17 protein-coding genes and 1 pseudogene are annotated in these 17945 nt (G+C 71.7%); 12 read left to right on the top strand and 6 right to left on the bottom strand.

The window, feature by feature from the left end; all coding sequences use genetic code 11:
- The first annotated feature begins 149 nt into the window (after positions 1-149).
- From GA0115240_RS01090 to GA0115240_RS37780, 5 genes and pseudogenes are all read left to right on the top strand, one after another.
- A complete protein-coding gene (locus tag GA0115240_RS01090; protein ID WP_093734753.1) occupies positions 150-953 on the top strand; it encodes a sugar phosphate isomerase/epimerase family protein in 804 nt (267 codons plus the stop codon).
- 101 nt (positions 954-1054) lie between these two features.
- Complete coding sequence (locus GA0115240_RS01085) at positions 1055-1645, top strand: TetR/AcrR family transcriptional regulator (protein ID WP_202450919.1); 591 nt, start codon at positions 1055-1057, stop codon at positions 1643-1645.
- A 190-nt stretch (positions 1646-1835) separates the two neighbouring features.
- The gene (gene ilvD, locus GA0115240_RS01080; protein WP_093734755.1) at positions 1836-3689 is read left to right on the top strand and encodes a dihydroxy-acid dehydratase; all 1854 of its coding nucleotides are present in this window, start codon (positions 1836-1838) and stop codon (positions 3687-3689) included.
- A 163-nt stretch (positions 3690-3852) separates the two neighbouring features.
- Positions 3853-7404: a DNA polymerase III subunit alpha gene (dnaE, locus tag GA0115240_RS01075; protein WP_093734751.1), complete on the top strand. Its 3552-nt coding sequence runs from the start codon at positions 3853-3855 to the stop codon at positions 7402-7404.
- Positions 7405-7500: 96 nt separating this feature from the next.
- A pseudogene (locus GA0115240_RS37780) lies at positions 7501-7606 on the top strand (oxidoreductase); the annotation flags it as partial.
- A gap of 46 nt (positions 7607-7652) precedes the next feature.
- Here the strand turns inward: GA0115240_RS37780 and GA0115240_RS01070 are convergent.
- Complete coding sequence (locus GA0115240_RS01070; protein ID WP_093734750.1) at positions 7653-8114, bottom strand: VOC family protein; 462 nt, start codon at positions 8112-8114, stop codon at positions 7653-7655.
- A 190-nt stretch (positions 8115-8304) separates the two neighbouring features.
- On the opposite strand from GA0115240_RS01070, the gene GA0115240_RS01065 reads away from it, so the two are divergent.
- Positions 8305-8667 (top strand): DUF1330 domain-containing protein, encoded by a 363-nt coding sequence (locus GA0115240_RS01065; protein WP_093734749.1) that lies wholly within the window; start codon positions 8305-8307, stop codon positions 8665-8667.
- A gap of 15 nt (positions 8668-8682) precedes the next feature.
- Here the strand turns inward: GA0115240_RS01065 and GA0115240_RS01060 are convergent, their stop codons facing one another.
- Together GA0115240_RS01060 and GA0115240_RS01055 are read right to left on the bottom strand one after the other, a co-directional pair.
- Positions 8683-9141, bottom strand: coding sequence for a hypothetical protein (locus tag GA0115240_RS01060; protein WP_093734748.1), 459 nt, complete (start codon positions 9139-9141; stop codon positions 8683-8685).
- A 189-nt stretch (positions 9142-9330) separates the two neighbouring features.
- Complete coding sequence (locus GA0115240_RS01055; protein ID WP_093734747.1) at positions 9331-9975, bottom strand: GPP34 family phosphoprotein; 645 nt, start codon at positions 9973-9975, stop codon at positions 9331-9333.
- A gap of 179 nt (positions 9976-10154) precedes the next feature.
- Here GA0115240_RS01055 and GA0115240_RS01050 point away from each other — a divergent pair, with 179 nt between their 5' ends.
- Together GA0115240_RS01050 and GA0115240_RS01045 are read left to right on the top strand one after the other, a co-directional pair.
- Positions 10155-10691 (top strand): hypothetical protein, encoded by a 537-nt coding sequence (locus GA0115240_RS01050; RefSeq protein WP_176724955.1) that lies wholly within the window; start codon positions 10155-10157, stop codon positions 10689-10691.
- Between the two features lie 119 nt (positions 10692-10810).
- The gene (locus tag GA0115240_RS01045; RefSeq protein ID WP_093734745.1) at positions 10811-11071 is read left to right on the top strand and encodes a GlsB/YeaQ/YmgE family stress response membrane protein; all 261 of its coding nucleotides are present in this window, start codon (positions 10811-10813) and stop codon (positions 11069-11071) included.
- A gap of 196 nt (positions 11072-11267) precedes the next feature.
- Here GA0115240_RS01045 and GA0115240_RS01040 read toward each other — a convergent pair whose 3' ends face one another.
- Positions 11268-11735, bottom strand: a complete 468-nt coding sequence (locus GA0115240_RS01040; RefSeq protein WP_141708673.1) for a hypothetical protein — start codon at positions 11733-11735, stop codon at positions 11268-11270.
- Positions 11736-11899: 164 nt separating this feature from the next.
- Between GA0115240_RS01040 and GA0115240_RS01035 the strand changes: the two genes are divergently transcribed.
- From GA0115240_RS01035 to GA0115240_RS01025, 3 genes are all read left to right on the top strand, one after another.
- Entirely contained in the window at positions 11900-12817 is a 918-nt protein-coding gene (locus GA0115240_RS01035) for an ABC transporter ATP-binding protein (RefSeq protein WP_237554506.1), read from the top strand.
- A complete protein-coding gene (locus GA0115240_RS01030; protein WP_093734743.1) occupies positions 12814-13551 on the top strand; it encodes an ABC transporter permease in 738 nt (245 codons plus the stop codon). The genes GA0115240_RS01035 and GA0115240_RS01030 overlap by 4 nt, the downstream gene beginning before the upstream one ends.
- Positions 13552-13629: 78 nt before the next feature.
- Positions 13630-14463, top strand: coding sequence for a maleylpyruvate isomerase N-terminal domain-containing protein (locus tag GA0115240_RS01025; protein ID WP_093734742.1), 834 nt, complete (start codon positions 13630-13632; stop codon positions 14461-14463).
- 62 nt (positions 14464-14525) lie between these two features.
- On the opposite strand, the gene GA0115240_RS01020 is transcribed toward GA0115240_RS01025, so the two are convergent.
- Positions 14526-15455 (bottom strand): DUF3626 domain-containing protein, encoded by a 930-nt coding sequence (locus GA0115240_RS01020; RefSeq protein WP_093734741.1) that lies wholly within the window; start codon positions 15453-15455, stop codon positions 14526-14528.
- A 204-nt stretch (positions 15456-15659) separates the two neighbouring features.
- Here GA0115240_RS01020 and proC point away from each other — a divergent pair, with 204 nt between their 5' ends.
- Positions 15660-16517 carry a pyrroline-5-carboxylate reductase gene (proC, locus tag GA0115240_RS01015; RefSeq protein ID WP_093734740.1) on the top strand — a complete coding sequence of 286 codons (858 nt, stop codon included), beginning with the start codon at positions 15660-15662 and terminating at the stop codon, positions 16515-16517.
- A 56-nt stretch (positions 16518-16573) separates the two neighbouring features.
- Here the strand turns inward: proC and trpS are convergent, their stop codons facing one another.
- Positions 16574-17572: a tryptophan--tRNA ligase gene (gene trpS, locus GA0115240_RS01010; RefSeq protein WP_093734739.1), complete on the bottom strand. Its 999-nt coding sequence runs from the start codon at positions 17570-17572 to the stop codon at positions 16574-16576.
- Positions 17573-17945 lie beyond the last annotated feature (373 nt).

Below are 17945 nucleotides of genomic sequence, written 5' to 3'. Positions count from 1 at the left end.
GGCGCGGGCACGCCGCCCGCAGAGCTGCCCCGCGAGGGGCGATCGCGCTGGGACCCGGAGCCCGGCGCAGCCGTACGCTGTGTTGCGTGGCTCGACGACGGGACTCCCAGCGTGGTGGCGGCACGGCAAACGCCGGCCGCGACGCCTGCGTGCCGGACGTGAAGGTCGCGCTGTCCACCGCCTCGGTGTACCCGGAGTCCACCGCCACCGCCTTCGAGATCGCCGCGCGGCTCGGCTACGACGGGGTCGAGGTGATGGTGTGGACCGACCCGGTCAGCCAGGACGTGGACGCGCTGCGGCGCCTCTCGGACTACCACGGCATCCCGATCCTGGCCGTGCACGCGCCCTGCCTGCTGATCACGCAGCGGGTGTGGTCCACCGACCCGTGGGTCAAGCTGCAGCGGGCCAAGAAGGCCGCCGACCTGCTCGGCGCCTCCACCGTCGTGGTGCACCCGCCCTTCCGCTGGCAGCGCGGCTACGCCCGGGACTTCGTCGAGGGCATCTGGCGGATGGCCGACGAGACCGACGTGCGGTTCGCCGTCGAGAACATGTACCCCTGGCGCTACCGGGACCGGGAGATGCTCGCCTACGCCCCGGACTGGGACGTCTCCCGGGACGACTACCGCCACTTCACGGTGGACCTCTCGCACACCGCCACCTCGCGGGTGGAGGCGCTGGCCATGGTGCGGCGGATGGGCGACCGGCTCGCGCACGTCCACCTCGCGGACGGCGTCGGCTCGGCGAAGGACGAGCACCTGGTGCCGGGGCGCGGCACCCAGCCCTGCGCGGAGCTGCTCGGCTCGCTGGCCGGCTCCGGATTCACCGGCCACATCGTGGTCGAGGTCAACACCCGGCGGGCGATGTCGGCGGCCGAGCGCGAGACGGACTTGGCCGAGGCCCTGGCCTTCACCCGGCTGCACCTGGCGGCGGCCTCGGCGGGGGTGAGCCGGTGACCCCCGGCAGACCCGCCGCGGCACCGGAAGGCGCCCAAGACGGCGCCCAAGACGGCGCCCAGGACGGTGCCCCGCGCCGCCGCGGCCGCCCGGCTGGCCCGCTGAGCGGCGCCACCAAGGACCGTATTCTCGCCGCGGCCCGCGAAGAGTTCTCGGCCCGCGGCTACGACAAGACCTCGGTCCGCTCGATCGGCAAGGCGGCGGGCGTGGACTCCGCCCTGGTCCACCACTACTTCGGTACCAAGGAGCAGGTCTTCGCCGCCGCCATCGAGGTCTCCTTCGCGCCGGCCATGGAGATCCCGGACGCGGTGTCCGGCGACGTGGACGGCATGGGGGAACGGGTCGCCCGCTTCATGCTGCGGATCTGGGAGAACCCGGCCAGCCGCGAACCGCTGCTGGCGATCGTCCGCTCGGCGGTGACCAATGAGACCGCCGCAGTGGTCTTCCGCGGCCTGATCAGCCGTACGGTGCTGGCCCGGGTGGCCGGCGAGCTGCTGGTTCCGGACCCCGAGTTCCGGGTGCAGCTGGCGGCGGCGCAGCTGGTCGGGATCGTGATGCTGCGCTACGTCGTGAAAGTCGAGCCGCTGGCCTCGGCGGACCCCGAGCAGCTGGTCCGGCTGGTGGCGCCGACCCTGCAGCGCTATCTGACCGAGCCCGGCATCAGCCCGCACCCCGCGCCCCCGCCCGCCTGAGCCCCGCCCGCCCGCCGCAACCCGTACCTCCCCCGGACGAACCCGGACAGCCCGTCCCGTATCGCGGAACGCGGGTCCGCATCCTGGGCGACCGGCGTACCCTCGTCAGCACGCCGAGGGGCAGGCGGGGGACCGAGCAAGCCCCGGCGGCGAGCCGATTTCGCGAGTGAAAACGCAAGGAGTGGACACCGTGCCCGAGCTGAGGTCACGTACGGTCACCCACGGCCGAAACATGGCAGGTGCCCGCGCGCTCATGCGCGCCTCCGGCGTCGCCAACGCCGACATCGGCAAGCCGATCGTCGCGGTCGCCAACAGCTTCACCGAGTTCGTCCCCGGGCACACCCACCTCCAGCCGGTCGGCCGGATCGTGTCCGAGGCGATCCTGGCGGCGGGCGCGGTGCCCCGCGAGTTCAACACCATCGCGGTGGACGACGGCATCGCCATGGGCCACGGCGGCATGCTCTACTCGCTGCCGTCCCGGGACCTGATCGCGGACTCCGTCGAGTACATGGTCGAGGCGCACTGCGCCGACGCGCTGATCTGCATCTCCAACTGCGACAAGATCACCCCGGGCATGCTGATGGCGGCCCTGCGGCTGAACATCCCGACCGTCTTCGTGTCCGGCGGGCCGATGGAGGCCGGGCGCGCGACCCTGGTCGACGGCACGGTCCGCAAGCTGGACCTGATCAACGCGATCTCCGACGCGGTCAACGAGAACGTGTCCGACGAGGACATCCTCCGGATCGAGGAGAACGCCTGCCCGACCTGCGGCTCGTGTTCCGGCATGTTCACCGCCAACTCGATGAACTGCCTCACCGAGGCGATCGGCCTGGCGCTGCCGGGCAACGGCTCGGTGCTCGCCACCCACACCGCCCGCAAGGCCCTGTACCAGCGGGCCGGCGCCACCGTGGTGGAGCTGACCAAGCGTTACTACGAACAGGACGACGACCGGGTGCTGCCGCGCTCCATCGCCACCACGGCCGCGTTCGAGAACGCGATGGCCCTGGACATCTCGATGGGCGGCTCCACCAACACGATCCTGCACCTGCTGGCCGCCGCCCAGGAGGCCGAACTGGACTACGGCCTCACCCAGATGGACGAGGTGTCCCGCCGGGTGCCCTGCCTGGCCAAGGTCGCGCCGAACGTGGCGCCCGGCGGCACGTACTACATGGAGGACGTGCACCGGGCCGGCGGCATCCCCGCGATCCTCGGCGAGCTCTACCGCGGCGGCCTGCTCAACGAGGACGTGCACACCGTCCACTCCGCCTCCGTCAAGGACTGGCTGGAGACCTGGGACGTGCGCGGCGGCTCCCCGTCCGACGAGGCCGTCGAGCTCTTCCACGCCGCCCCGGGCTGCGTCCGCTCCGCCGAGGCCTTCTCGCAGTCCGAGCGCTGGGAGAGCCTCGACACCGACGCGGCCGGCGGCTGCATCCGCGATGTCGGCCACGCCTACTCCGCCGACGGCGGCCTGGCCGTGCTGCGCGGCAATCTGGCGGTGGACGGCGCGGTGGTCAAGACCGCGGGCGTGGACGAGTCGATCTGGACCTTCGAGGGCCCGGCGGTGGTCTGCGAATCCCAGGAAGAGGCCGTCGACAAGATCCTCCGCAAGGAGGTGACCCCCGGCGATGTCGTCGTCATCCGCTACGAGGGCCCGCGCGGCGGCCCCGGCATGCAGGAGATGCTCTACCCCACGTCCTTCCTGAAGGGCCGCGGCCTCGGCAAGTCCTGCGCGCTGGTCACCGACGGCCGCTTCTCCGGCGGCACCTCGGGCCTGTCCATCGGCCACGCCTCCCCCGAGGCGGCCTCCGGCGGCACCATCGCCCTGGTCGAGGACGGCGACCGCATCCGGATCGACATCCCGAACCGCACGATGGAACTCCTGGTCCCCGACGAGACCCTCGCCGCCCGCCGCGCCGCGCTGAATGGCGTGTACGCGCCGAAGAACCGCGAGCGCAAGGTCTCCGCGTCGCTGCGGGCCTACGCGGCCATGGCCACCAGCGCGGACAAGGGCGCGGTCCGGGACGTCGGCAAGCTGGAGCGCTGAGCCGCCCGGTCCGGTCCGCCCGGTCCGGTCCGGTCGGGCCGGATCGAGGGCCCGGATCGACGGCCCGGATCGACGGTCGCAACTCCCGCCCGGCCCGCCTTCCGAGGGGCCGGGAGGGATAGGCTGGAGGCTTCCCGCGCGACCAACCCGGAGGTGCCTCCCGGTGTCCGACAGCTTCGTCCACCTGCACAATCACACGCAGTTCTCGCTCCTCGACGGCGCCCAGAAACTGCCCATCCTCTTCAAGAAGATCGAGGAGGAGGGCATGCCCGCGGTCGCCATGAGCGACCACGGGAACATGTTCGGCGCGTACGAGTTCTTCCAGGTGGCGAAGAAGAGCCCGGTCAAACCGATCATCGGGATCGAGGCCTACCTCGCGCCGGAGTCGCGCCGCTACAAGAAGCCGGTCTTCTGGGGGCCCGGCGGCCAGCGCGCGGTGTCCGACGACGGCGAGGGCAAGGACGTCAGCGGCGGCGGCCGCTTCACCCACATGACGATGTGGGCCGAGAACGCCACCGGGCTGCGGAACCTCTTCCGGCTCTCCTCGCTCGCCTCCTTCGAGGGCTACTACAGCAAGCCCCGGATGGACAAGGAGCTGATCGCCGAGCACGCCGGCGGCATCATCGCCACCACCGGCTGCCCCTCCGGCGAGGTGCAGACCCGGCTGCGGCTGGGCCAGGACGACGAGGCGCTGAAGGCGGCCGCCGAGTACCAGGAGATCTTCGGCAAGGACAACTACTTCCTGGAGCTGATGGACCACGGGCTCGACCTGGAGCGCAACGTCCGCAGCGGCCTGATGCGGATCGCCCAGCAGCTCGACATCCCGCTGCTGGCCACCAACGACTCGCACTACGTGCACGAGAGCGAAGCCGACTCCCACGACACCCTGCTGTGCATCGGCGTGGGCAAGAACAAGGACGACCCGAACCGCTTCCGCTTCAACGGCACCGGCTACTACATCAAGACCGCCGCCGAGATGCGTGAGCTGTTCGCCGAGCTGCCCGCGGCCTGCGACAACACGCTGCTGGTCGCCGAGCGCATCCAGCCGTACGACGAGGTCTTCGCCGAAGTCGACCAGATGCCGCAGTTCGACGTCCCCGAGGGCGAGACGCAGGAGACGTGGCTGCGCAAGGAGTGCATGCGCGGGCTGGAGCGGCGCTACGGCACGCCGATCCCGAACGAGGTGATGGAGCGGTTCGAGATCGAGATGAAGGTCATCGGTCCGATGGGCTTCTCCTCCTACTTCCTCGTCGTCGCCGACATCTGCAAGTACGCCCGGGACAACGGCGTGCCGGTCGGCCCCGGCCGCGGCTCGGCGACCGGGTCCCTGGTCGCGTACGCCACCCGCATCACCGAACTGGACCCGCTGGAGCACGGCCTGCTGTTCGAGCGGTTCCTGAACCCCGAGCGCATCAGCCCGCCCGATGTCGACCTCGACTTCGACGACCGCCAGCGCGACCGCATGGTCCGCTACGTCACCGAGAAGTACGGCGAGGCGTACACCGCCCAGGTCAACACCTTCGGCACCATCAAGGCCAAGGCCGCCATCAAGGACTCCTCCCGGGTCCTCGGCTACCCCTTCTCGATGGGCGACCGGATCACCAAGGCGCTGCCGCCGGACGTGATGGGCAAGGGCATCCCGCTCGACGGCATCTTCGACACCGCCCACCCGCGCTACGGCGAGGCGGGCGAGGTCCGGCAGATGTACGACAACGAGCCGGACGTCAAGAAGGTCATCGACACCGCCAAGGGCATCGAGGGCCTGGTCCGCACCACCGGCGTGCACGCCTGCGCGGTCATCTTGTCCAAGACGCCCCTGCTCGACTTGATCCCGCTGCACAAGCGGGACAAGGACGGCGTGATCATCACCGGATTCGACTACCCCAGTTGCGAATCCATGGGCATGATCAAGATGGACTTCCTGGGGCTGCGCAACCTCGGCATCATCGATCACGCGATCAAGGTCATCAAGGACAACCGCGGCATCGAACTGTCCACCGAGAGCATGCCGTTGGACGACGTCAAGACGTACGAACTGCTGGCCCGCGGCGACACGCTGGGCGTCTTCCAGCTCGACGGCGGCCCCATGCGGCAGCTGCTCAAACTGATGGAGCCCACCCGGTTCGAGGACATCGCCGCCGTGCTGGCGCTGTACCGCCCCGGACCGATGGCCGCCAACGCGCACACCAACTACGCGCACCGCAAGAACGGCCGGCAGGCGATCGAACCGATCCACCCCGAACTGCAGGACCCGCTGGAGCCGATCCTCGGCACGACCTTCCACCTGCTCGTCTACCAAGAGCAGATCATGGCCATCGCCCGCCAGCTGGCCGGCTACACCCTCGGCGGCGCCGATGTGCTGCGCCGCGCGATGGGCAAGAAGAAGCCGGCCGAACTGGCGGCCCAGTGGCAGAAGTTCCACGACGGCATGCTCGGCAACGGCTACTCCGAGGAGTCCATCAAGGCGCTGTGGGACGTCATGCTGCCGTTCTCCGGCTACGCGTTCAACAAGTCCCACACCGCCGGCTACGGACTGGTGTCCTACTGGACCGCCTACCTCAAGGCCAACTACCCGGCCGAGTACATGTCCGCGCTGCTCACCTCGGTCGACGACGACAAGGACAAGGCGGCCGTCTACCTCGCCGACGCCCGCAAGATGGGCATCCGGGTGCTGGCACCGGATGTCAACGAGTCGGTGGCCGACTTCACCGCCGTCGGCGAGGACGTGCGGTTCGGGCTGAAATCGGTGCGGAACGTGGGCACCGGTGTCATCGACTCGCTGGTGGCCTCCCGCAAGTCCAAGGGCAAGTACACGTCGTTCTCCGACTTCCTGCAGAAGTCCGAGATCAACGCCCTCAACAAGCGCGCGGTCGAGTCCCTGATCAAGGCCGGGGCGTTCGACTCCCTCGGCCACACCCGGATGGGGCTCTCGGCCGCCCACGACGTGGCGATCGACGCGGTCATCCCGGTGAAGAAGGCCGAAGCCTACGGCCAGGACGACCTGTTCGGCTCGCTGGACGGCGGCGGCGCCGCGGAGACCAGCTTCGGCCTCGACGTCGCCATCGGGGAAAGCGAGTGGCCGCGCAAGCAACTGCTCACCATCGAGCGGGAGATGCTCGGCCTGTATGTATCCGCGCACCCGCTGGACGGCGCCGAGCACATCCTGGCCCGCAACCGCAGCACCTCCATCGCGGACCTGATCGCCTCCGGCCAGACCCAGGGCGTGGTCAAACTCTCCGGACTGATCACCGGCGTCGAGCGCCGGATGACCAAGCAGGGCAACGCCTGGGCGATCGTCTACCTCTCCGACCGGGACGCCTCGATCGAGGTGTGCTTCTTCCCCGCCTCCTACCAGCTCGTCCAGCACGCGCTGATCGAGGACAGCGTGGTCGCGGTGAGCGGCCGGATCAACGACCGCGACGGATCGATCAACATCGCCGGCCAGGAACTCCTCGAACTCGACATCTCCTCAGCAGAGTTCGGCGGCAAACCCCCGGTCCAGCTCTTCATGCGCGCCCACAAGGTCAACCCGCCGGCGATCAGCGAACTGCGCCGTATCCTCGCCGCCCACCCCGGCGAGAGCCCGGTCCGGGTCCGGGTCCAGGGCCGCGAGAAGACGACCGTCTACGAGCTGGGCTTCCTCGTCAACCACGAGACGATCGCCTCGGAGATCAAGGGCAGCTTCGGCCTGGAGACCTGGCTGGGAGTGGCGTAGCGCTCCGCCCGACCGGGGGCCGGTCCACCCGACCGGGGGCCGGTCCGCGGGGCGGGGGGCCGGCCGGTCGGCGGGCTCCCCGGCGGGCCGCTGGACCTGTTCGGCGTCGAGGCGTCCCGGCGCTGGGCCGCCGACGGCATCACCGCCAACGCCCTGATGCCCGGGGGCATCCGCACCGGCCTCCAGCGCCACCAGGAAGGGCACGCCCCAGCAGGGCGCGGCCACCTCGGCGCCCGGGCCGGTGCGGGTCAGCGTCCGGGGAGGCGGTGCTTGATCTCCTGGACGATCCAGCCGTTGCCGTCCGGGTCGCTGAGGTCGAAGTAGCTGGCGTAGTCGGTCCGCTGCGGGTCGAGACCGGCTGTCCTGCCCTGCGGGCCGTAGTGGAAGAACTCGCCGACCTCCACCCCGCGCCCGGCGAGCTCGGCCCGGGTGGCCTCGATGTCGTACGCGACCAGGTGCATCCCCTGGTACGAGCCCGGCGCCGCCTCGGTGACCCCCTCACCGATCCACAGCGAGCAGGCCGATCCCGGCGGCGTCAGCTGGACGAGGCGGTAGTGCGGCCGGCCGGGAAAGGTGACACCCAGCGCCCCCTCGTAGGTCTGGGAGCTGTGGTCGACGTCCATCCGGCAGCCCAGACCTTCCACGTAGAACCGCTTCGCGCGCTCCACGTCGGAGACGGGGATGACGACGACCTCGAGTTTCAGTTCCATGCGGTGCCTCCCGGGTGCGTGGTTGCCGGACGCAGCCTAACGCTCAGCGTGCACTTCGTCGCGTTCCGTGATGAAGGGTGGCGAGTTCGGCCCTGCCCACGGGCGGGCCGCTACCGTATCTGGCCGGATATGTCCGTAAAGTCGGGTCCACACCGTGGGCCGGGCCCACGCGAGTGCGGAGAGGGGCACCATGACCGCCTACCTGATCAACCACCTGCGCATCCCGGGCGGCGTACCCAACGAGGAGGGCCTGTCCTACCTGGAACAGGTGGAGGACACGGTCACCGCGCACGGCGGCACGTATCTGGCCCAAGGCGAGGTGGAGGTCGTCGAGGGCGCCTGGCCCGGCTCGGCGGTCCTCATCGCGTTCCCGAGCATGACCGCCGCCCGCAGCTGGTACACCTCCCCCGAGTACCGGGGGATCCGCCACCTCCGCGTCAACAACTCGATCAACGACCTGGTCTTCCTCGAGGGCGTCACCCCCGACTTCACGGTGGCCGGCTTCGCCCAGCAGGTCCGCGCGGCGATCACCTCGGCGGGCGGCAGCGCCTGACCGGCCGCCGGCCCGCTACGCCCTCGCCAGCTCCTCGTCCAGCCGCGACGTGATGGTGTCCAGGACCCGTCCGGCGACCTCCAGCTCCCGCGCCGGGACGGCACTGTACGCGCGGGCCACGATCCGACCGGTGGCGCCGCGGATCTGGCCGACCAGCAACCATCCGGCCTCGGACACGGTGACTTCCCCGTCGGCCTCCCTGCCGTCCAGCAGTTCCACGGCCACCAGGTCCGCGATGATCGCCCGCGCCGCCGCCTGGTCGGCCTCCAGCGCGTCGGCGGTCCGGACGGCCAGCTCGTCGACCGCGAGCGGGGCGCCGGCGGACGCGGTCAGGCTGAGCGCCACCCAGTGGTTCCGGTTGAGTTCGGTGCCGGCCAGCGCGCGGGCCAGGACAGCCTCGTGGGCGTTCTCCGCCCGGCCGACCAGCTGCGGGTCGAGGGTCACTGTCGCGGTGGGGGATGACGGAGTGTTCATGACGTGCTCCTCGGGCGCCCGGCGAAGTCTCGCTCCTTCAACTGTACCTACGGCGCTGGGCGCGACGCCGTCGGCCGCCCGGCCGAAAACTCGGCCTCGACGGCGCTGACCAGCGCTTTCACCTTCTCGCGGAGGCAGGCACCGTTTCCGGCCGGCCCCGCCGCGGCGGGGCCGGCCGGGCGCCCGGCGTCAGTAGCCCCGGCGGTAATTCGTCACGGCCGCGTCGTTCCGCTTCTGGTCCCGGCGCTCCCGTTCGCCCGCCAGTTCGCCGACCGCGTCGGTCACGGCATCGAGCACCGTCTTCGTCGCGCCGTCGGCGACGTCCTCGTAGTCACCGGGGTAGTCACCGGGCCGGCGCTCGGTGATGCCGATGACCGCCGCGAGAGCGGCGAGGACAGGCTCGTCCGCGGCCCACCGGTTGCCCGCCCGCGTACGGTCGGGGGAGTCGACCAGCACGTTCTCGCTGGTCCACAGCACCACCCAGCGGCGGCTGCGGCGGCCGGTGACCTTCCCCTCCGCCTCGAAGGCGGCCAGATACGCGGCGGCCAGCCCGCGCCCCCGGCGCCACAGCCAGTCGTTGACCGACTCGTACGGCTCCTCGCGGACCAGCGACGCCGAAGCCTGCTCCAGCAGGGGGTCGCCGGGCCCGGCGACCGGGGCCGGGGCCGGGGAGTCCGCAGCGACGAGGTCGCCGTCCAGCCGGACCGCCGACGCGCCCAGCAGGTCGATCAGCTCGGCGCCGGCGAGCGCGAGCGACAGATCACCGCGCTCGACCGGCCGCGTCGAGGGCATGTCCATGGCCACGATCATGAGGTCGCGCGGGGTGGTCGTCATCGGCCCACCGCGCTGCGCGCGCCTGCGGGGCGGGCGGATACAAGCCGTGCGGTGTCCGGGTGCGGAGCGGCGTGCCTCATGCGATCAGCCTACTCGCCGGGCCATTCATGATCCTTGCATAGGGTGGCAATCGTCGGAAATAACCGGCAATCGTCATAATCTCGGACATACTCATCCATGTGAGCCCGAGCAGAACAGCCGTGGAGATCCCGGCCGGTGCGCCCCGGCCCGAACCGATCCGCTTCTTCGGCACCACCTGGGTACGGCGCGACGGCGGCTACCTCTGGCGCCGCGCCGCCGCCACCGTCGGCTCGCTGCTGGCCGCGGTGGCCGGCGTCCTCGCGGTGCGCTTCGGCATCGAGGGACTGGCCGGCATCAGCAGCGTCATGACGCTGGTGGTCCTCGGCGGCTTCGTCCTGTCGAGCGCGCTCGCCTTCCGTCGCACCTGGCTGAGCCTCACCCGCCGCGAGCCCGGCACCGCCGAACGCGGGGCCGAACCCGAACCCGAGCCCGCGCCGGTGCCCGAGCGGTCCGTGTCGAGCCTCGTCGCGATCGGCTTCGTCGGCGCCCTGCTCGCGTACTTCGTCCGCTCCCTCGTCGAAGCACCCGGCGAACGCCTCCACCGCGCCGAGTACGAGGAGGCCCGCGCCCGGCACGCCCGCCGCCGCAGCGCCCGCTCCGGCAATCCGGCGGCGGACCCCGGCACGTTCCTCTGACACCTCCCCAACTCCCCGACACCTTCTGCCCAATGGTCGTGTGCATGCTGGGTTCGGGAGGGGGCATACGGACGTCAGGGTTCCTGATGACCGGGGACATGGGGAGATATGGAGGCGTCATGACGATCCTGTGGGCCATCATCGCAGGCCTGATCATCGGTCTGCTGGCGAAGCTTGTCGTACCGGGGCGCAACCCCATTCCACTGTGGGCCACGATCCTCATCGGTATCGTCGGCGGACTCATCGGCAACGGCCTGGCCAGCGCGTTCAACGTCGCGGACACCAACGGCATCGACTGGATCCGGCACCTTCTCCAGATCGGCGTCGCCGCCGTCCTGATCGCCTTCGTCACCCCGCTGTGGAACAGGCGCCGCGTCTGACGTGGGACGCCCCGCGGGGAAACGCGACACCGGGGCCGCCGTCCGGAGACCGGACGGCGGCCCCGGCATGTGCCACGGCCCGTTTGCCGGGCCCCTTCGTCGGCCCCCGTTTGCCCGGCTCGTTCCCTCGGCTCGTTCGCTCGGCCCCTTCGGGCAGGCCCGTCTGTCCGGCGGCGCTCCGCGCCCGCCTTCGGTCCTACCGCCGCGCCGCCGACACCGAGCCGACCACGCCCACCACCGCGGCCACCACCGCGCCGTGCCACAGCCCGGTCCAGATCGTGCTGAACAGGCCCTGGCTGGTGAGCAGTTGGCGGATCACCAGGTCGCTGAAGAACATCGCCGCGGCCGGCACCGCCGCCACATGCCAGGGGTGCGAACGGGCCCACCGCCGGATGCGGTGATCGCGGCGTGTGCCGTGCCCGGAATAGCCGAGCACCGCCCCCGCCCCGCCCACGCAGAAGAAGAGCAGCGCCGCGATCGAGACCGCCCCGCTCAGGATGCCGAGCCCGAAGTGCCCGTGCACCAGATGCAGCGCCAGCGACACACCGCCGCCCAGCGCGCCGACGACGGCCGCAGGCCGCCAAGGTCCCAAGGTCAGCGACGCCACGGCCAAGTGCCGCTGCTCCGCGCCCGATACTGCGATGTCACGGGATGAACGCCTCATACCGCCAACGGTCCATCGCCCCCGCCATGAACGCCATAGGGGATGACCCTGACCTGCCCCTCACGCCGCCGCCCGGCCCGGGAGCCCGCCGCCCGGCCCGGCCCGGGCGCAACAGCCGGTTCCCGCCCTTGACATGACACCGCGCCGAGGTGTGTATTCATCACATGATGAATACTGCCGGAGAGACCGTCCCCGAAGGTCCGGGCGCCGACGATCCGGGCGCCGACGACCCGGACACGGTGGACCCGGACACGGTGGACCCGGCCGTCGAGGCTGCCGCACTCCGGGTCGTGCGCGGCGGCCGTACCGTCCTGGACGACCTCGGCTTCGCCGTCCCGCGCGGCCGCGTCACCGGCCTGCTCGGTCCCAGCGGCTCCGGAAAATCCACCCTGATACGGGCGATCGTCGGCTCGCAGGCCCATGTCACCGGCACCCTCACCGTGCTGGGCCGGCCCGCCGGACACCGCGCACTGCGCGCCCGCCTCGGCTACGTCACCCAGGCCCCGTCGGTCTACGCCGACCTGACCGCCCGGCAGAATCTCGACTACTTCGCCGCGGTCCTCGGCACACCGCGCCGCGACCGCGCCGCCCAGGTCGAGCGGGCACTCACCGACGTCGATCTCACCTCGCACGCCGACGCGCTCGTGGCCGGCCTGTCCGGCGGCCAGCGCGGCCGCGTCTCCCTCGCCGTCGCCCTGCTCGGCGAACCCGAACTGCTGGTGCTGGACGAGCCGACCGTCGGCCTCGACCCGGTGCTGCGCCGTGACCTGTGGCAGCTCTTCCACCGCCTCGCCGCCGAACGCGGCGCCACCTTGCTGGTCTCCTCGCACGTCATGGACGAGGCCGAGCGCTGCCACCGTCTGCTGCTGCTCCGCGACGGCCGTCTCCTCGCCCAGGACAGCCCGGACGGCCTGCGCACCCGTACCGGCGCCGACACCGTCGAGGAAGCGTTCCTGCGCCTGGTGGACGCGGCCGACCGAGCATCGAACGACCCCCCTGCCCGAACCGACCGCCCTGCCCGAACCGACCGAACCGACCGCCCCGACCGCCCGGCCCCCGTCACGGAAGCGACGCCCTCATGAACCCGGCCCGCGCCCTCGCCACCGCCCGCCGCGTCCTGCGCCAGCTCCGCCACGACCCGCGGACCATCGCCCTCATGCTCGTCGTGCCGTGCGTGCTGCTGACCCTGCTCAAGTACGTCTTCGACGACCGCCCCCACGTCTACGACTCGGCCGGCGCCTCGCTGCTCGGCATCTTCCCGCTGATCACGATGTTCCTGGTCACATCCATCGCCACCTTGCGCGAACGCACCTCCGGCACTCTGGAACGCCTGCTGTCCATGCCGCTCGCCAAGGCCGATCTGCTCGCCGGCTACGCCCTGGCCTTCGGCGCGGTCGCCGTCCTCCAAGCCGCCCTCGCCACCGGCCTGTCCGTGCTCGCCCTCGGCCTCGACGTCACCGGCTCGCCCTGGCTGCTGCTGATCGGGGCGCTGGCCGCCGCCTTCCTCGGCACGGCCCTCGGCCTGTTCGTCAGCGCCTTCGCGTCCAGCGAGTTCCAGGCCGTGCAGTTCATGCCCGCGGTCCTGCTGCCGCAGATCCTGCTGTGCGGCCTGCTGGTACCGCGCGGCGCCATGCAACCCGTCCTGTCCGGCCTGTCCGACGCGCTGCCCATGTCGTACGCCGCCGACGCGATGAGCCAAGTCGTCGATCACGCCGGCGTCACCGGCCACTTCGTCCGCGACATCGCCGTCGTGGCCGGCTGCGCCCTGCTCGCCCTCGCCCTCGGCGCCGCCACCCTCCGCCGCCGAACGGCCTGACGGTTGTGTCACGGCGGCTGCCGCGCCGGCGGTGAAAACCACTGTCGGGCGGCGACAGCGCGCTGATAGACACGCGGCGTGGAAGAAACCCTGGAGTTCCCCGCCCTGTTGGGGCTCATCGACGAACGGTCGGCCGCGTTCCGGGCCGCGGTCGCCGCCGCACCCAGCCTCGACGTGCGGGTGCCGACCTGCCCCGAGTGGACGCTGTTCGACCTGGTCCAGCACCTCGGCGACGGGCGCCGCTCCTGGGCCGCCACCATCGCCGCGGGGCCCGCCGCCACGGCCAAGTCCACCGTGCCGGGCGCCCCGGCCGCGCCCCGGGAGCGCGCGGCCCTGCTGGCCTGGTTGGCGCAGTCCACCGAGCAGCTGCTCAGCGCACTGCGGGAGTCCGGCCCGGATCGCGGCTGCTGGACGTGGTGGGGCAGATCGCAGTCACCGCAGACCTGCGGCGCCGTCGCCCGGCATCAGCTCCAGGAGATCGCGATGCACACCTACGACGCCCAGATCACCCTGGACGCCCCGCAGCCGCTGCCGAACGAGGTGGCGCTCGACGGGGTCGAGGAGTTCCTGCTCACCGTCTGCGCGACAACGAGTGCCTGGCCCTACGAGCCCGCTGCCGTCGATGTGCACGTCGATGTGCCCGCCGATGTGCCCGTGGATGGGCATGCCACCGAGGGCCGTTCCTGGCAGGTCTCGCTCTCCGCCGACGGCGCACGGATCACCCGTCTCGCCACGCCCGGCACGCCGCCCACCGCCGTCGGCGCGGCTTCCGACGCGGTCGGTGCCTCCCTCCGGGGCACGGCCGGCGAGCTGGTGCTGGCCCTGTACGGCCGTCGTCCGGTGGACACCCTGAAGGTCGACGGCGACCGACGCCTGCTCGACCTGCTCTGGGCCTGGGAGCCCGACGAGTAGCCGGCCGCGGGACGCGATGACGCGCCGCGTCGTGCGCCCCTGGGTAGGCCGGCTACCGGCGGCTACCGGCGGCCGTAACGCGCCAGGCAGTGCCAGACCTTCTTCAGTCCCTGCGGGTCGTAGCGGCCGGTGGCGGCAGCGGCCCCGATGATCCGCGGGTCGAGCAGGCCGTCCTCGGCGATCGCGGCGCCCAGTTCGACGTACTCCGGGCCGCGGTAGTCCGGGTGGCGGCGCAACTCCTCGACGGTGAGGCGGAATCCGGTGTGCCATTCGACGGCGCAGGGTAGCCGGCCGGCCGCGGACTCGACCGCCGTGCCGCGATAACTCGGGTCCAGGACCAGCGCTTCCACATCGCGGTCGAGCCGGACCGGCCCGTGCACCTGCGCCTCGACATAGCCGTCCAGCGCGTCACGGGCGTATCGGGCGCTCCGGGGGTCCCGGTCGTCGGCCTCGGCCAGGGCGATCAGCGCCATCCGGGACGCGACGCCGCGGGCCAACGGCTCCAGGCAGCTGTCGGGATAGCAGAAGGTGGCCCGCGCCAAGGTCCCGGCGGCCAGCCGGAAATGGGCGGAGCCGAAGCGCGGGGCGGCCCCGACCGGCTGGCGGCGGAAGTCCAGCGCGCCGTACACCGGCCGCTCATCGGCCGGCGCCTCGTCGTACGCACCGCCGAACATCCTGCTCTCCCAACGCCACCGGTCCCCACCGGGGTGAGCCGTCAGCCCGCCATTGCTCGTGCCCGTGACGAACTGCGAGCGGTAGCGGCCGTCGTCCGCCAGCCCGCTGAGCACGGTCCGGCCGCCGGCCGTACGGTCCGGGTGGAAGTTCAGCGTCACCCGCAGCCCGGTGTCCAGCGGCTCCCCGGACGACAGCGCCTCGACATGGCGCAGAGCCCGCTCGTGCGACGGGGCGAGTGCGCCCGAGGGCAACGGCCGGCCCGATGCCCGGGCCGCGAGCAGTGCCGGACCTGCGGGCGGAAGCGTGTCGGCGTCCATCGGCCCACTCTGCCCGAGCCCGGCCCGCCACCGCATCCGTAAAAACCGGCACGACGCCGGGGAACCCCACGACAGCGCCACGGCGTACCGCCCGCCCGGCCCGTACCGGCTGGCGGACGCGTCCCCCACCGCACCGCCCGCCCCTGGAAGGATGGCCGGCGACACCCTCCGTACCGTTCGAGGACCGCTTGAGGTGAGCCGCCCATGACGACCCAGCACGCGACCCCGGCCCCGGCCCCGGCGCCGACCCCCGCGCTCCACCAGAAGGTCGCCGTCCTCGGCACCGGCAAGATCGGTGAGGCACTGCTCTCCGGGATGATCCGGGCCGGCTGGGCACCCGCCGACCTGCTCGTCACCGCCCGCCGGCCGGAACGCGCCGAGGAACTCCGCAGCCGCTACGGCGTCGAGTCGGTCGGCAACGCCGAGGCGGCGAAGACCGCCGACACCCTCATCCTGGCCGTCAAACCGCAGGACATGGGCGCCCTGCTCGACGAGCTGTCCCCGCACGTGGCCCCCGACCGCCTGGTGATCAGTGCCGCGGCCGGCATCCCCACCGCCTTCTTCGAAGAACGCCTCGCCGACGGCATCGCGGTCGTCCGGGTCATGCCGAACACCCCGGTACTGGTGGACGAAGGCATGTCGGTGATCTCCGCCGGGCAGCACGCCACCGAGCCGCACCTCGCCCGTACCGAGGCGATCTTCCAGCCCGTCGGCAAGACCCTGCGGGTGCCCGAGAAACACCAGGACGCCGCCACCGCGCTGTCCGGCTCCGGGCCGGCGTACTTCTACTACCTCGTCGAGGCCATGACGGACGCCGGCATCCTGCTCGGCCTCCCGCGCGCCCAGGCCCACGACCTCATCGTCCAGTCGGCGATCGGCGCCGCCGTGATGCTGCGCGACAGCGGCGAACACCCGGTCAAACTCCGCGAGGCCGTCACCTCCCCGGCCGGCACCACCATCAACGCGATCCGCGAACTGGAGAAGCACGGCGTACGCGCCGCCCTGCTCGCCGCCCTGGAAGCCGCCCGCGACCGCAGCCGCGAGCTGGCGTCCGGGCAGTAGCCGCGGAAAAGGTCCGGGCCGTCCCCAAAAGGGCGACCCGGACCCGTCGCCGCCGTTCAGGCCGGCGGCAGCAGCCCGATCGCCGCGTACGCCGCGTCGACGGTCGGCCGTGCGACCGCCCGCGCCCGCGCCGCGCCGTCCCGCAGCACGCCGTCCACATACCCCTGGTCCGCGCTCAGCTCCGCGTGCCTGGCCCGCAGCGGTCGCAGCAGCTCCACCACCGCGTCCGCGACCGCCGCCTTCAGCGCGCCGCTCCCGTCGTACGCCTCCGCCAGCTTCTCCGGCGACTCACCCGTGCAGGACGACAAGATCTCCAGCAGGTTCGCCACCCCCGGCCGCGCCGCACGGTCGTACGCCACGCCCGGCTCGCTGTCCGTCACCGCCCGGCGGACCTTCCGCGCGATCGCGTCCGGCTCGTCCAGCAGATAGACGATCCCGGCCGTCACCTCGTGCGACTTGCCCATCTTGCCCAGCGGGTCCTGCAGATCCATCACCCGCGCGGCCACCGGCGGATGCGTCGCCCGGGGTACGACAAAGGTCCGCCCGTACCGCTGGTTGAACCGCTCCGCGAGATCCCGGGTGAGCTCCACGTGCTGCGCCTGGTCGTCCCCGACCGGCACCTCGTCCGCCTGGTAGGCCAAGATGTCGGCCGCCATCAGCACCGGGTACGTCAGCAGCGACAGCCGCACACTCTGGCCGGCCGCCTGCGCCCGCGCCGACTTCTCCTTGTACTGGACCATCCGCCGCATCTCCCCGTCCGCGGCGACGCATTCCAGCAGATACGAAAGCCGCGCGTGCTCGTCCACATGGCTTTGCACGAACACCGTGCACCGCGTCGGATCCAGCCCGGCGGCCAGCATCAGCGTGGCCGCCTGCCGGCTCAACCGCCGTACCCGGGCCGGGTCGTGCTCGACGGTCAGCGCGTGCAGATCCACCACGCAGAACAGCGCTTCCGCCTGGTGCTGGTCCTCGTCCGCCCACCGCCGCAGCGCGCCGAGATAGTTCCCCAGGGTCAGATGCCCGGTGGGTTTGATGCCGCTCAGGATGCGTGTCATGGCTTGCTGTGCCCCTCGGCTCGTTTCGGGGACCACCGCCAAGACCCGGCCGGGACAACGAAAACGGCCGCCTCAGCGGCGGCCGTCGGATGCGTACGTGAGTCCCGGGCCGCCTCTAGACGGCCCGCCACTGGGAGCAACGCGTACGCGTGGTCATGAGGCCAGCGTACGCGCCCGGCCGGCAAGTTGACACCCCACAACGCCGTGCGTAATGTTCTCCGGGCTGTCTGACGTGAGCGCCGACTCCGGTCGGTCCCCGGGCAGTCATTCCGCAGCAATCACTCGGACGACGACCAGGCATATGCCGTGTCGTTCGCCTGTGCGTTTTCGGAATGGGAACGGAAAGCGGCCGATTTGGTTCGGCCGGTGAAGG

Source organism: Streptomyces sp. DvalAA-14 (assembly GCF_900091855.1).
Taxonomy (GTDB): Bacteria; Actinomycetota; Actinomycetes; order Streptomycetales; family Streptomycetaceae; genus Actinacidiphila.
The sequence above is the reverse complement of the archived record's forward strand: the minus strand, read 5'-3'. Positions and strand labels throughout refer to the sequence as shown.